Here is a 13643-nt window from a genome sequence, read left to right as displayed (position 1 = left end):
GATCGGGGGATGGCCCGGCTCGGGCGGATCGCGCTCTGGGACCGGCCCCGGAGCTGGCGGCTCTTTCGGGGGAGGAACGGCAGGATCGGGCTCCGGCGTGTGAAATCGAACGCGCTCGCTGCAGGACATAGACATGGAAGTTAGCCTCGTTGAGCACTGGCAAGAAGTTATCCGAGAGCAAGTCTCCTGCCCATCGCTAACCGGGGCGCCGGCGCACCGAGCGCGGACCCGGGCGTGGCTGCACCAACGAGGCGTCCCGGCACCACACCACTATCGGCATCGGCGGGCTCGATCGTCAGTACCGCTCCAGATGCGGCCGCCCTCTGCGAAGCATGCCGGTCATTTGCCGGCGGTGGCCTCGCCCGTTTCTCCCGCGGTGTCGCTCTCGCTCGCCGATTTCGCGTCCTCGCCATATTCGACGAGCCGGTTATACAGCGTCTTCAAGCTGATTCCGAGAATTTCCGCCGCGCGTGTCTTGACGCCGCCGCACTGCTCCAACGTCGCGAGAATCAACTGCCGGTCGGCCATTGCGAGCGACGTGCCGAACGGGATCGTCACGGCCGTGCCCGTCGAAGGCTTGGACAGCGAAATCTGCAACGGCACGGCTGCGGTGCTGTCGGCATCCGGGCCCGCCATGATGAAAGCGCGCTGCACGTAATTCTTCAATTCGCGCACGTTACCGGGCCACGGGTACGAGAGCATCATGTCCTTCACCCCTGGCGGGAATTGCTTGTGCGTGCCGTGGCGTTCGTTGTGCTCGTCCAGAAACGCTTGCGCCAGCAGCCATACGTCGTTGCCGCGCTCGCGCAGCGGCGGCAGGCTGATCGGGAACACGTTGAGCCGGTGATACAGGTCCAGACGCAGCTTGCCCTCGAGCACCGCCTCCTCGGGATCGCGATTCGTCGCGGCAATCACGCGCACGTCCGTCTCGATCTCTTTGGTCGTGCCCACGCGCATGAACATGCCGGTTTCGAGCACGCGCAGAAATTTGACTTGAAGTTCGGCCGGCATCTCGGTGATCTCATCGAGGAAGATCGTGCCGCCGCTCGCTCGCTCGAAGTAGCCCTTGTGCTGGCGGTCCGCCCCCGTGAACGAGCCGCGCTCGTGACCGAACATTTCCGATTCGATCAAGTTCGGCGATATCGCGCCGCAGTTGACAGCGAGAAAGGCATGTTTGCGACGCAAGCTCAACTCGTGGATCGTCTGCGCCGCGACTTCCTTGCCGGTACCCGACTCGCCGACGAGGAGCACCGATGCAGCGGTGGGCGCCACGCGACTGATCTGGTCGTAGACCGACTGCATCGCAGGCGAATTGCCGAGCATCAAGCCGAAGCGCCCCATGCGGCGCAATTCGCCACGCAGCGTGCCTATTTGAGCTTTCAAATCGCCCGCACGAGGCAGCCGGTCGAGCACCGCTTTGACGCGCTGCATGTTGATCGGCTTGACGAGATAGTCGGTCGCGCCCATTTTGAGCGCCGTGACGGCGGATTCGACCGTGGCATGACCGGTAATGACGATGATCTCGACACCCGAGCGCGGGTCGAGATCTTCGAACAAATCGACGCCGCTGCCATCCGGCAATTGCAGATCGGTGAAGACGACATCGGGCGTCTGTCGCACGAGTTGAATGCGAGCCTCGCGCAAATCGCCGGCGGTCGCCGTCGTCAAGCCGTCGGCGGCGATGATCGATACGAGGGCTTCGCGGGTTTCGGGGTCGTCGTCGACAATCAGCACATGTGGCATCTGAGTTAGCGGGTCGGTGATAAGTAAGGGTTGAAAAAAGGGGGCGTAAGCCGGCGTGCGGCGCACATGCCTCCTGGCCGCTTCGATCGTCGCATCATTTTGCCCAGAGGCGACGAGGGAAGCGAGCGATTCGCCACAATTCGGGATAAAACGAGCGCCGCCGGACGGGCGGCGCTCTCGGACTGCTCGGCGCGCGCGAAGCGGCGTCAGCTATGCCCGTGAGGAAAAATCCACGCGTCGCGGGTACCGCCCACCTGGCCTGAAGCGCCGGGGCCCGCCCCGTTGGGGACGACCTTGGGTCCGCGCCCGTCAGGCGATACGGGCGACGCGCTTGCAGCCGAAGCCGACTGCGACACGACCGCGCCGCCTTCGCCTTCCCACCGGCTCAACTCGCCTGCCAGCCGTGCCTGCGATGCGCGATGCTTTTGCGCCCAGCGCCATGCGATCATGCCGCCGACCGCGATCAAGGCGCCGAAAACGCCGATTCTGGGACGAGCCATCATATCCCCCTAGCATTTGCTCGGTTCATCGACGAGCTCGAGCGGCGCGTGCGCTCCGCTCAACTCCCTATGGGATCGATCCGCGAACCCGGAGTTCCGCTGATCGTCGAATTTCCAAGCCGCAGCTTTCGTGCCAGGCGTGTTCGCTTGCAAGCCACTACGTCCCGCGCCCGTTGCGTGGTTAAATACTCCTTTGGAACTAGCCCCGCGTGTTGGCGCCGAAGGAAACGAGCACTCTCATTCCCGGCGCGTGAGCGCCCTTTGGACTACAACCACATGGCCGAGTTTACCGACATCGCAACCGCGGCCGCACCGCCCGAGCATGGCGCTGCGGCACGCTTCGCAAAGAATATCGAACGCGACGCGGCTGGGCTCGAATCGTACGGACTGCTGTACGGCTCCTCCCCCTCGATGCTCGAGTTGTACGAGCAAATCGAGCGCGTCGCATCGACCGACGCAACCGTGCTCGTCGTCGGCGAATCCGGTACGGGCAAGGAACTCGTCGCCCGCACGATCCACGACCGCAGCGCGCGCAAGGACGGGCCGTTCGTCGCCGTCAACTGCGGCGCGATTCCCGACAGCCTGCTCGAGGCGGAACTGTTCGGGCACGAGCGCGGCAGCTTCACGGGCGCCATCCAGGGCCGCGCGGGCTACTTCGAGCACGCGAACGGGGGCACCTTGTTCCTCGACGAAGTCACCGAGATGATGCCGGTGCGTCAAGTCAAACTGCTGCGTGCGCTCGAAACGGGCACGTTCTATCGCGTCGGCGGCACCGAGCTGCTGCGCAGCGACGTGCGCGTCATCGCCGCCACGAACCGCGATCCGCTCGTGGCGGTGAAGGAAAACGGCTTACGCGAAGACTTGATGTATCGCCTCGCCGTATTTCCGCTGCGCGCGCCGCCATTGCGCGAACGCGAAGGCGATCGCGAGCTGCTCGCACAGCACTTCTTGGCGGAACTGAACAAACAAGAAGGCACGAACAAAGTCTTCAGCAAACGCGCGAAGGAAACGCTGCGCACCTACTCATGGCCGGGCAACGTGCGCGAGCTGAAAAACAGCGTCTACCGCGCCTTCATTCTTGCCGAGAAAACGGTCGAAATCGAACATCCTCGGCTTGCCGCACGCTCGAAGAAGGCGGTGACGCAGGGCGATGCGATGAGCATTTGGGTGGGGACGCCCCTTGCCGAGGCGCAGCGGCAAATCATCCTCGGTACGCTCAAGTACTGCGGCGGCGACAAGCGGCGCGCGGCGAAGGCGCTCGGCGTGAGTTTGAAAACGCTCTACAACCGCCTGGGCACTTACGAGGGAGAAGATGAGGGCGCAAGCACGCCCGAGGCCTGAACGCAAACGCGCCGCACCCGCTCGAAGCAGGGCTGTGCGGCGCGTCTTCGTTTCTGATAGCCCGCAAACTTGGCCGCCGCTTACGACTCGACGTCTTCCAAGCTGAAGATTTCCGTCTGGTCGTTGTACGAGAAGATTTCCCCGTAACGGCCCCAGTTGATGACGGCATCGAGCGTCTCCTCCGCCGCGCTGTCGGACAGAAAATCCTCTAGCTCTTGCTCGAAGCGCACGCGCGGCGCGCGATGGCCGGGCCGCTCGTTGAGCACTTTCTTGATACGCGCGGCCAACGGTACGTGGCGCAGCAGATGCTCCGCGAACATCATCTTGCGCTCTTGGGTGCCGAATTCGGCGAATACGCGAGCCGGGGGCGTCAGGAAAATATCGCCCTCGCGCACATCGGCAAAGCCCAGGTGCTGCAGCACTTCCGCGATCGGAAACAGATCGTCGACCTCGAGGTGCAGCGAGCGCGCGATCTCGGGCATATCGGCGCGACCGTGATAAGGCGGGGCCGCGAGGGTCTCGATCAAACCCGCCATCAAGTTCGTCGAAACGCTCGGCAGCCAACTGCCCAGCTCGAGCCCCTTCTTCGTCGCCTCGTCGGTGCGGCGCGCGGTCATCTTTGCGTAGATTTCGTCGACCAGCCGGCGGAAGGCGGGATCGAGCCGGTTGCGCGGGTGTGCGAACGGCACCTTGATTTCGGCCAGCACGCGCCCCGGGTTGGACGAGAGCACGAGAATGCGATCGCACATGAACACGGCTTCTTCGATGTTGTGCGTGACGATCAGCACCGACTTGATCGGCATGCGCCGTTGCGTCCAGAGATCCAACAAGTCGGTACGTAGCGTCTCGGCCGTCAGGACGTCGAGCGCGGAGAACGGTTCGTCCATCAGCAGTAGCGTCGGGTCGACGACGAGCGCACGCGCGAAGCCCACGCGCTGGCGCATTCCGCCGGACAGCTCGCGCGGATAGGCATTCTCGAAACCGTCGAGACCGATCAGATCGATGGCCGCGAGTGCTCGTTCCCGGCGCTCGCGCGCACCCACGCCTTGGGCTTCGAGGCCCGCTTCGACGTTTTGCAGCACCGTCAGCCAAGGAAACAGCGCGAAGGTCTGAAACACCATCGCCACCCCTTCGGCCGGGCCGGAAAGCGGCTCGCCCAGGTAGCGCACTTCGCCCGCCGTGGGCTCGATCAGGCCCGCGATGATACGTAAAAGGGTGGACTTGCCCGAGCCCGAACGCCCGAGGAGCCCGACGATTTCGCCCTCGCGCAACGTGAGGTTGACGTCGTCCAGCACGAGCAACTCGCCTTGAGCCTTCGAAAAGCCGCGGCGCACGCCCTTCACATCGAGCACTTCCGCGCCCGGGCGCGGCGCGGCCGTCGCGGCGCTGGCGAATGAGCCGGCGCTTAGGTCAGCTTTGGGATTTTGCATTGCGCTTCACTCTTGAATTGAGCTGTGAGTAGGCGCGCCCGTTCGCGCGCGCCAAAGAGCTAGCTATCGATCAATCGAGCCGCAGCTTCGCTTCCGCATACGCATAGAGCGGACGCCAGAGCAGGCGGTTAAATAGCGTCACGAACAGCGACATCACGGCGATGCCGAGAATGATCTTCGGAAAATCGCCCGCGGCGGTGTATTCGGCGATATAGGCCCCGAGCCCGTGCGCCGCCACTTTGGTATCGCCCCACTGCACGAATTCGGCCACGATGCTCGCGTTCCATGCGCCGCCGGACGCCGTGATCGCGCCAGTCACATAGTAGGGAAAGATACCCGGCAGCATCGCTTGGCGCCACCACTGCCAGCCACGAATGCGGAAGTTCGTCGCGGCCTCGCGGTAGTCGTTCGGATAGGCCATCGTCCCGGCGATGACGTTGAAGAGGATATACCACTGCGTGCCGAGCACGATCAGCGGAGATAGCCATACGTCGGGATTCAGATGAAACCGCACGATGACGATCACGAACACGGGGAACAGCAAATTGGCCGGAAACGCGGCCAGAAATTGGGCAATGGGCTGAGCCTTCTCGGCGATGCGCGGCCGCAGGCCGATCTTCACACCCACCGGCACCCAGACCAGCGACGAAATCGCGATCAGCACGACGACGCGCGCGAGCGTGATGAAGCCGAGCATCAGCACATGGACGACTTCCGCACCCGTCACGCCTGTGCGCACGTAGGCCACGACGCGCCAGGCGACATACACCGTGGCGATCAGCACCAGCACGCCCCACAGCGCATCGCCCACTCGGGAGCGCTTTCCCCCGCGAGCAAGGCGCACGAACGACACGGCATCGACCCGCGGCAGGCGCAGCGGCAATCGCGCGAGTTTGGCGAACATCCAGCCGGCGGGCACGAGCAGCAGATGAATGAGCCGCGTGCGGCGCACGAGATCGAGCAGCCACGATTCGGGCGCATCGCCCGAACTCGTCGTCTCCATGCGGAACTTGTCGGCCCAAGCGACGAGCGGGCGGAACATGAGTTGATCGTAGGCGAGGATCACGACCGACATCGTGACGATCACCCAACCGATCGCCGCGAGATTCTTCGCCGCGATGGCCTGCGCCAGATATGCGCCGATGCCCGGCAGCGTGATCGTGTTGTTGCCGACGGTGATCGCCTCGGACGCCACGACGAAGAACCAGCCGCCCGACATCGACATCATCATGTTCCAGATGAGGCCCGGCATCGAGAACGGCACCTCGAGCTTCCAGAACCGCTGCCATGCCGTCAGATGGAAACCGCGCGAGACTTCGTCCAAATCGCGCGGCACCGTGCGCAGCGACTGGTAGAAGCTGAACGTCATGTTCCAAGCTTGACTCGTGAAGATGGCGAAGATCGCGGCCAGTTCCGCCCCGAGCACGCGGGCGGGAAAGAGCGCGAGGAAGAACGTGACGGTAAACGAGATATAGCCGAGGACGGGCACCGACTGCAGAATGTCGAGGATCGGCACGAGCACCATGCCCGCCCGGCGGCTCTTGGCCGCGAGCGTGCCGTAGGCGAGCGTGAACGCAAACGACGCGACGATGGCGGCCAGCATTCGCAGCGTCGTGCGCAGCGCATACTCGGGCAGCATGGTGGGGTTCAGCGAGATGACCTGGGTCTTGAGCGTCGAAATTGGCGCCATCGTCTGGTGAAAGCCGATCGCGGCCATCGCGATCGCGCAGATGATGAGCGGAAAGGCGACGAAATCCCAGCGATTGGGGGCGATGCGCCACGCCGACGCATTCGCGGTGCGGTTCAGATTGAAGCCGAAATCCATCAGGCCCCCTTCGCGCCGTTCGACGAACGGCGCCCGAGCGCCGGGCGCGCCGGCGCCGCAAGCAGGCCTGAGCCGATGAGCATGCGCAAGCCCGCGCGCAAGGCGGAACGATCCGTGACACGAAATACGAGCATGACGAGCGTAGGGTTGCGGTGACGCGTTTGAGCGCGAATCGTCGGCTTGTCTAGCCGTCGATCCGACTGCCGGCCTTCGTCGCCTTTCTTTTTGACGGCACGACACTACTACAACCTGTGTTTCAGGCACAACCGCGCCGGTCATAAAAACGGCAGGCACGGCCCGCGGCGGGCCCCTCGCGAGACACCGCGCGCAACCGCCGTCTTTTGCGCCTTGGCGCAGCGAGGATACGCGCATCGACGCGAAAGTGGCGGGCGCCGCGCCGGAGAACGTCAAATTATGCCGTGAAGCAGCCGCGACGGGAACCCGCGGGGCCGAGCCCGCCGCTACCGGCCTTGCCGAGCAAACGGCGAACGATCGGTACTTCGGCGAGAGCGGGTATCATCGGTCTCTCATGGCGAGTACCCCACCGATCTACCGGGAGATGTCCAATGAAAGGAAATCTGGTCATCGTTTGTCGCGACCAGGATGCGACCGCCTTCGACGAGCTCATGGCCGAATACGGCGCGTTTCAGACGAGGCTATCGTCCACCGCGTGGTACCTGAAGCTCGATAGCCAGCCCGAGGATGTCCAGGAAGAGATTCTCGCCCGCCTCGGCAAGTACACCACCCACTACATCTTCGAGGCGAACAGCGTCACCTACAACACGGTCGACAGCGAAGCAGCCGCCGCGCTCGACGCGCTGTTCGCGGAATGACGCCCCGCTGACGGCTCGACCGAAGCGGATCGGCGGGGACGAAGCGCGGCGCGATCGCCCTACCGGGCGCCTTCCGCTTGCGTCTCGGCACGCGTGGTCGCGTCGAACGGAAATGTCATCGCCACACGCAGGCCGCACCCCGCTGCGTTGCCGATTTCGCATGCGCCGCCCAGCCTGCGCACGAGACGCTCGACGATGGCCAGGCCGAGCCCGCTGTGGCCGTTGCCCCCGCGCGCGGGATCGAGCCGTACGAAGGGTCTGCTCGCATTGACGAGATCGTGCGGCGAGATGCCGCGACCGTGATCGCTGACCGAGAGCTCCCAGCCCGCCGGCGTGCGGGCCGTCGCCACCACCACGGGCGGTGCGCCGTACGCATGCGCGTTATCGAGCAGGTTAGACAGGATTCGCTCGAGCGTTGCCGTGGGAAGGCGAAAGCCAGGCCCGGCCGCCAATTCCGTGCGCACCCCCGGCCCCCCGGGAGCGACCGCGCGATAGCTGCGGGCGATGCGCTCGCACTGCTCGTCGACTGGGACGAGTTCGCTGCGGTCCGTGCCGTCGTGCGCGAACACGAGGAACTGGTCGACGATATGGGCCAGCGAATCGACATCGCGCACGACGCCGTCGCGCAGCTTGGCTTCCTCCATCATCTCGGCGCGCAGCCGCAGGCGCGCGAGCGGCGTTTTCAAATCGTGCGCTACGCCGGCGAGCATGACCGCGCGATCCTGGTCGGTGCGCGACACCTCCCGCACCATCTGGTTGAAGCCGCGCGTCAGCTCGCGCAGCTCGCGCGGCCCGCGCTCGGCGAGCGGCGGCACGTTTTGCCCACGCCCGAAACGCACCACGGCGCCCGCCAACGCGGCCAGCGGCTGCTGCAGCCGCCAAGCGACGAACAGCGCGCACATGACCGCGACCGAAAAGATGGTGCCGAGCCAGACGAGCATCTGATCGCGCGGTCGCGGCGGATGCAGCGCGAGCATCGGCACGACGATCCAATCGCGGTCCGCCGCCTCGTGCACCCAGAGGATAGGCGGCCGCCCCGGCGAGCCGACGCGCACGAGCGAGCCGGGCGGCAAACGGTCGCGCAAGTCTTCCACGAAACGTTTGAGCGGCGGCGGGAGATCCTGATCGGCGGGGGGCACTTCGGGGCTCACCGGGTCGACGAGCCGCACACGCGAAGGCAGCGGCACCGACGGCGTGCGGGCAACGTGTTGACGCACGGCGTCGATCAGAAAAGCCGCTTCCTCGACGGCGTAGCGCGCCTGCGATTGACTGCGCTCGACGCGCATGAGCACGAACCAAGCGAAATGCGAGAACAGCAGGACGGCGACGACGAGTAACGCGAGCCTGCCGAATAGCGAATCAATTGGGCGACGCATCGGGATCGCCATTGGGAACGAACACGTACCCGCGGCCACGCACCGTTTGGACGAAGCGCGGGCTCGACGGGTCCGATTCGAGAATGCGCCGCAGGCGCCAGACCTGCACGTCGATGCCGCGGTCGGTGCCGTCGTACTCGGGCCCATGCAGCAGTTCGAGCAGCCGCTCGCGCGTGAGCGTGCGCATCGGGTGATTGACGAAGATTTTCAGCAGCGCGAACTCGCTGCCCGACAGTGTGAGCGGCCGGCCTTCGTGGTTGAGCGTGCGCGATTGAAAGTCGAGCTGAAACCGCCCGAACGCGAAGGGCTCGCGCTGTTCGGGCGCCGCCGACGGAATCGTGCGCCGCCGGCGCAGCACCGCCTGCACGCGCGCCAGCAGTTCGCGCGGATTGAACGGCTTGCCGAGGTAATCGTCGGCGCCCAGCTCCAAGCCGACGATCCGGTCGACGTCATCGGCGCGCGCCGTCAGCATGATGACGGGGATATCGTCGCCCGTCGCACGCAACTTGCGCAGCGCGGTGAGTCCGTCCACGCCCGGCATCATGAGATCGAGGACGATCAGATCGGGCCGCTCGCGTTCGAGCCGGCGTTCGAGCGTGGCGGCGTCGTGCAGCACCGACACCTCGATTCCCTGACGGACCAGATAGTCGCGCAGCAGATCGCGCAGTTCGGCGTCGTCGTCGACGACAAGGATTTGGGTAGCCATGGAGCGAAGTTTAACGCCAGCGGCAAGCGAAACGATCCGCCCGCCTGCCGGAAGGGTTACTGGACGTTACGGCGAAAGCGATCCGTAATGCACCGTAACGGCGCGGTTCTCCTACGTAACACCCGCGATCGACGGCCGGTCTAACTTGCCGGAACGGACGGCGGACCGCCAACGCAGTGCGCCGCCCACGTCGATCACCGGAGCTTATCGAATGAACGCTTTATCTCGCACCACTCGCCACCCTTTACGCTGGTTCACGGCGGCTGCCGCGGCGTTGACCCTCTCGCTCGGCGCTTACGCGGCCGGCGCGCAAATGGCCCCCGGCCCCGACGGCGGCCCGGCCGCGGGGTGGCATCACCGTGGCGGCTTCATGATGGAGAAGCAACTAGCGGACTTGCACGCCCGACTGAAACTCACGCCGGAGCAGGACAAGCTTTGGCAAAGCGCCGTCGACACCATGAAACGCGATAGCGCCGCTGCGCGCGCCGACCACGAGAAGCTGCACACGCAACTGAAGACGATGATGCAGCAACCGATCCTCGACATGAACGCTTTGCACGAAGCTCATATCCAAGCGCGGCAAGACGGCGAGCGCTTGCACGAGGAAACGGCGGGCGCGTGGCTCGCAGTCTACAACGCACTCGACGACCAGCAGAAGACCTTGGTCAGCGACACGTTCAAGCAGCATTTCTCGAAAATGGAGTCGATGCGCGATCACATGCGCGAGCGCTGGCAACAACGGCGCGGCGCCGCATCGGAGGCTGCGCCCGGGAATCAATGACCGTTCGATCGTAGTCGTGCCGGTCGCATCGCGCCGTTCGCGGCATGCGATGCGACCCGCAACCGGGAAACGCCGCGCCTTCGGGTCGCGGCGTTTGTCGTTTACGTCGTCATTTACGCATTCGAAGATCGGCGCGCCGGCGGGTTTTGGCGGGGCCGAATTCGTGAATTGGCGCCCGAGCGCATCGCGCCCGCACACGGCTTTGCCGCGCGACGGCCTGCGCTCTTGCCCTCCCCCGGGTTCGCCGCAGTAGCACCGACCGCGCGTTCGGGTAAAATACCGCGCTTTTCGCCTCGCACGGTCTCACACGTGTCACTCGTGCGCGGGCAAACGAAAAAATCGGCGCCGCGAAGCGCTGCGAGCGCGGCGTTGCCCGTCCTCGCAGGCTCGCGGCCGGACGCCGGCGGAATCGCCGGCGCAACGGCACGCGATTTTTGTCCGCCTAGAATTTTGCGGCGCGCCGCCATTTCGGCGCACCGCCAAGGACCGCACTTCCTACCATGCTTCTACAAGGCTACGGCCCGCTGATCCTCGCCGGCACTTGGCAGACCGTCAAGCTCTCCGTGCTGTCGCTTGCGCTCGCCTTCGTGCTGGGTCTCGTCGGCGCGGCGGCCAAGCTCTCGAGAAACCGGCTGGCCAACGGCGTCGGCACGGTCTATACGACGCTCGTGCGCGGCGTGCCCGATCTCGTGCTGATGCTGCTGCTCTTCTACAGCATCCAAATCTGGCTGAACAACCTGACCGACCTGGTCGGGTGGGACCAAATCGACATCGATCCGTTCGTCGCCGGCATCATCGTGCTGGGCTTCATTTACGGCGCTTACTTCACCGAGACGTTCCGCGGCGCATTTCTGTCGGTGCCGCGCGGGCAGCTCGAGGCGGGAGCGGCTTACGGGATGACGCCGTGGCAGACCTTCTCGCGCATCATGTTCCCGCAGATGATGCGTTTTGCGCTACCTGGCATCGGCAACAACTGGCAAGTGATGGTCAAAGCAACCGCGCTCGTGTCGATCATCGGGCTGGCCGACGTCGTCAAAGCGACGCAGGACGCCGGCAAAGGCACGTTGCGGTTTTTCTTTTTCACGCTGATTGCGGGGGCGATCTATCTCGCGATCACGACGATATCGAATCTCGTGCTGCTGTGGCTCGAGAAGCGCTACTCGATCGGCGTACGCAAGGCCGAGTTATAAGGTACGTCATATCACCATGATCGAGCTGATTCACGACTACTGGCGCAACTACCTGTTCACCGACGGCTATCGCACCACGGGCCTTGCCATCACGATGTGGCTGCTCGTCGTGTCGATCGGCATCGGCTTTTGCCTGTCGATACCGCTATCGGTCGCGCGCGTATCGCGCAATAAGATGCTCGCGGGCGCTGTCTGGCTGTACACGTATATCTTTCGCGGCACGCCCCTTTATGTGCAGTTGCTGCTTTGCTATACGGGCCTCTACAGCCTGGAGGTCGTGCGCAACCATGAATTGCTGAATGCGTTCTTCCGCCAGGGCATGAATTGCACGCTGCTCGCGTTCACGCTGAACACGTGCGCGTATACCACCGAGATTTTTGCCGGCGCCATCAAAGCGACGCCGTACGGCGAGATCGAGGCGGCGCGCGCCTACGGCATGTCGACCTTTACGCTGTATCGACGCGTGATCCTTCCATCGGCATTGCGACGTGCCTTGCCGCTCTACAGCAATGAAGTGATTTTGATGCTGCACGCGACGACGGTCGCATTCACGGCCACCGTGCCCGATATCTTGAAGATCGCGCGCGACGTCAATTCCGCTACCTACATGTCGTTCCAGGCGTTCGGTATCGCCGCGCTGCTCTACCTGGGCATCTCGTTCGGGCTCGTCGCCCTGTTCCGCCGCGCCGAGAGGCGCTGGCTCGCCTATCTGCGCCCGCAAGGCAAGTAACTCATGCATAAGCTTTTCATCGACGATCTGCACAAGCACTACGGCAACAATGAAGTGCTCAAGGGCGTTTCACTGAAAGCGGACGCCGGCGACGTGATCAGCGTCATTGGCTCCTCCGGCTCGGGTAAGAGCACGATGCTCCGCTGCATCAACTTTTTGGAGCAGCCCAGCGCCGGGCGCATCTACGTCGACGGCGAAGAGGTGCGGACGAACAAAGACAAGGCCGGGGCGCTGCGCGTATGCGACCAGAAGCAGTTGCAGCGAATTCGCACGAAACTGTCGATGGTGTTTCAGCACTTCAACCTTTGGGCGCATATGAACGTGCTCGAGAATGTGATCGAAGCGCCCGTGCGTGTGCTGGGGTTGGCGCGGCGTGAGGCCGAAGAGCGAGCGCGGATGTATCTCGAGAAGGTCGGGCTCGCGCCGCGGCTCGAGAAGCAGTATCCGTCGCACTTGTCCGGCGGGCAGCAGCAACGCGTGGCGATTGCGCGGGCGTTGGCGATGAATCCGGACGTGATGTTGTTCGACGAGCCGACGTCCGCGCTCGATCCGGAGCTTGTCGCGGAGGTGCTGAAGGTCATGCAGAAGCTGGCCGAAGAGGGCCGCACGATGATCGTCGTCACGCACGAAATGGGCTTCGCGCGGAACGTGTCCAATCACGTCATGTTCCTGCATCAAGGGCGCGTCGAGGAAGAAGGCAAGCCCGACGAGGTATTTGGGAATACGAGGAGCGAACGGCTACGGCAGTTTTTGGCGGGGAGTTTGAAGTAAGCGAGAGGTTTGCGCGCTTGCTGATGCCTGCGATTACGGAGGGTTGGCTGGCGGGCGGGCGCTTGCGGTGCAGCGGCCGGCGCGGGCGCCGGGTGTGCAGGGGAAGGCTCATGCCCCGGCGGATGGTGCGGGTCGATTGTACTCATGAAATCTCGTCTATTCGGTCAGTTCAACGCTGCTCTCGGTTTAGAACGGCGAAACCCCAGACATCACCCCGAAAAATCGAGCGACCGGCCGAGTTTCATACCGCCTTGTCCCTCTACCCCATGCATCTGGTAATTGCCGCTGACCGGCCCCGCAAAAACCCGCTTCGCCCCCTTCACGTCGATGGTCCCCGGCGCATGGATCTCGATGTTGCCGTCCTTGATGCGAATATATGCGCCACCGGACGTCAGCAGGATCTCTTTCTTGCCGGCC

13 protein-coding genes are annotated in these 13643 nt (G+C 64.3%); 6 read left to right on the top strand and 7 right to left on the bottom strand.

Features of this window, described 5'->3' with window-relative positions:
• Window positions 1-339 precede the first annotated feature (339 nt).
• Both QQS38_RS23205 and QQS38_RS23200 read right to left on the bottom strand, forming a co-directional pair.
• Window positions 340-1743, bottom strand: a complete 1404-nt coding sequence (locus QQS38_RS23205) for a sigma-54-dependent transcriptional regulator (protein ID WP_479647696.1) — start codon at window positions 1741-1743, stop codon at window positions 340-342.
• A gap of 206 nt (window positions 1744-1949) precedes the next feature.
• Entirely contained in the window at window positions 1950-2243 is a 294-nt protein-coding gene (locus QQS38_RS23200) for a hypothetical protein (protein WP_479647695.1), read from the bottom strand.
• Between the two features lie 276 nt (window positions 2244-2519).
• On the opposite strand from QQS38_RS23200, the gene QQS38_RS23195 reads away from it, so the two are divergent.
• Entirely contained in the window at window positions 2520-3584 is a 1065-nt protein-coding gene (locus QQS38_RS23195; protein ID WP_479647694.1) for a sigma-54 interaction domain-containing protein, read from the top strand.
• An 80-nt stretch (window positions 3585-3664) separates the two neighbouring features.
• On the opposite strand, the gene QQS38_RS23190 is transcribed toward QQS38_RS23195, so the two are convergent.
• Window positions 3665-5014 carry an ABC transporter ATP-binding protein gene (locus tag QQS38_RS23190; RefSeq protein WP_325344302.1) on the bottom strand — a complete coding sequence of 450 codons (1350 nt, stop codon included), beginning with the start codon at window positions 5012-5014 and terminating at the stop codon, window positions 3665-3667.
• A gap of 70 nt (window positions 5015-5084) precedes the next feature.
• Window positions 5085-6839 carry an ABC transporter permease gene (locus QQS38_RS23185; protein ID WP_479647693.1) on the bottom strand — a complete coding sequence of 585 codons (1755 nt, stop codon included), beginning with the start codon at window positions 6837-6839 and terminating at the stop codon, window positions 5085-5087.
• Window positions 6840-7405: 566 nt separating this feature from the next.
• Between QQS38_RS23185 and QQS38_RS23180 the strand changes: the two genes are divergently transcribed.
• Entirely contained in the window at window positions 7406-7672 is a 267-nt protein-coding gene (locus QQS38_RS23180; RefSeq protein WP_479647692.1) for a double-stranded DNA-specific endonuclease, read from the top strand.
• Between the two features lie 59 nt (window positions 7673-7731).
• On the opposite strand, the gene QQS38_RS23175 is transcribed toward QQS38_RS23180, so the two are convergent.
• Both QQS38_RS23175 and QQS38_RS23170 read right to left on the bottom strand, forming a co-directional pair.
• A complete protein-coding gene (locus tag QQS38_RS23175) occupies window positions 7732-9048 on the bottom strand; it encodes an ATP-binding protein (protein WP_479647691.1) in 1317 nt (438 codons plus the stop codon).
• Window positions 9032-9754 (bottom strand): response regulator, encoded by a 723-nt coding sequence (locus tag QQS38_RS23170; protein ID WP_479647690.1) that lies wholly within the window; start codon window positions 9752-9754, stop codon window positions 9032-9034. Before QQS38_RS23170 ends, QQS38_RS23175 begins: the two co-directional genes overlap by 17 nt.
• Window positions 9755-9965: 211 nt before the next feature.
• Here QQS38_RS23170 and QQS38_RS23165 point away from each other — a divergent pair, with 211 nt between their 5' ends.
• The 4 genes from QQS38_RS23165 to QQS38_RS23150 all read left to right on the top strand — a co-directional run bounded on the left by QQS38_RS23165 (window position 9966) and on the right by QQS38_RS23150 (window position 13226).
• Window positions 9966-10535 carry a Spy/CpxP family protein refolding chaperone gene (locus tag QQS38_RS23165; protein ID WP_479647689.1) on the top strand — a complete coding sequence of 190 codons (570 nt, stop codon included), beginning with the start codon at window positions 9966-9968 and terminating at the stop codon, window positions 10533-10535.
• Between the two features lie 500 nt (window positions 10536-11035).
• Window positions 11036-11725, top strand: coding sequence for an ABC transporter permease (locus QQS38_RS23160; RefSeq protein ID WP_479647688.1), 690 nt, complete (start codon window positions 11036-11038; stop codon window positions 11723-11725).
• 16 nt (window positions 11726-11741) lie between these two features.
• Complete coding sequence (locus QQS38_RS23155) at window positions 11742-12455, top strand: ABC transporter permease (protein ID WP_479647687.1); 714 nt, start codon at window positions 11742-11744, stop codon at window positions 12453-12455.
• Between the two features lie 3 nt (window positions 12456-12458).
• On the top strand, window positions 12459-13226 hold the full coding sequence (locus QQS38_RS23150) for an ABC transporter ATP-binding protein (protein WP_479647686.1): 768 nt from the start codon (window positions 12459-12461) through the stop codon (window positions 13224-13226).
• Between the two features lie 209 nt (window positions 13227-13435).
• Here QQS38_RS23150 and QQS38_RS23145 read toward each other — a convergent pair.
• Window positions 13436-13643 (bottom strand): DUF2345 domain-containing protein (locus QQS38_RS23145; protein ID WP_479647685.1); only part of this gene is annotated, 208 nt, incomplete at its 5' end.

Source organism: Trinickia sp. Z7, from assembly GCF_056498045.1.
The sequence above is the reverse complement of the archived record's forward strand: the minus strand, read 5'-3'. Positions and strand labels throughout refer to the sequence as shown.

Bases quoted from the DNA above. Each gene is read 5' to 3' on its own strand.
- QQS38_RS23205 (WP_479647696.1), bottom strand. From the start codon at position 1,743: ATGCCACATGTGCTGATTGTCGACGACGACCCCGAAACCCGCGAAGCC.
- QQS38_RS23185 (WP_479647693.1), bottom strand. From the start codon at position 6,839: ATGGATTTCGGCTTCAATCTGAACCGCACCGCGAATGCGTCGGCGTGG.
- QQS38_RS23200 (WP_479647695.1), bottom strand. From the start codon at position 2,243: ATGGCTCGTCCCAGAATCGGCGTTTTCGGCGCCTTGATCGCGGTCGGC.
- QQS38_RS23160 (WP_479647688.1), top strand. From the start codon at position 11,036: ATGCTTCTACAAGGCTACGGCCCGCTGATCCTCGCCGGCACTTGGCAG.
- QQS38_RS23165 (WP_479647689.1), top strand. From the start codon at position 9,966: ATGAACGCTTTATCTCGCACCACTCGCCACCCTTTACGCTGGTTCACG.
- QQS38_RS23170 (WP_479647690.1), bottom strand. From the start codon at position 9,754: ATGGCTACCCAAATCCTTGTCGTCGACGACGACGCCGAACTGCGCGAT.
- QQS38_RS23155 (WP_479647687.1), top strand. From the start codon at position 11,742: ATGATCGAGCTGATTCACGACTACTGGCGCAACTACCTGTTCACCGAC.
- QQS38_RS23150 (WP_479647686.1), top strand. From the start codon at position 12,459: ATGCATAAGCTTTTCATCGACGATCTGCACAAGCACTACGGCAACAAT.
- QQS38_RS23180 (WP_479647692.1), top strand. From the start codon at position 7,406: ATGAAAGGAAATCTGGTCATCGTTTGTCGCGACCAGGATGCGACCGCC.
- QQS38_RS23175 (WP_479647691.1), bottom strand. From the start codon at position 9,048: ATGCGTCGCCCAATTGATTCGCTATTCGGCAGGCTCGCGTTACTCGTC.
- QQS38_RS23195 (WP_479647694.1), top strand. From the start codon at position 2,520: ATGGCCGAGTTTACCGACATCGCAACCGCGGCCGCACCGCCCGAGCAT.
- QQS38_RS23190 (WP_325344302.1), bottom strand. From the start codon at position 5,014: ATGCAAAATCCCAAAGCTGACCTAAGCGCCGGCTCATTCGCCAGCGCC.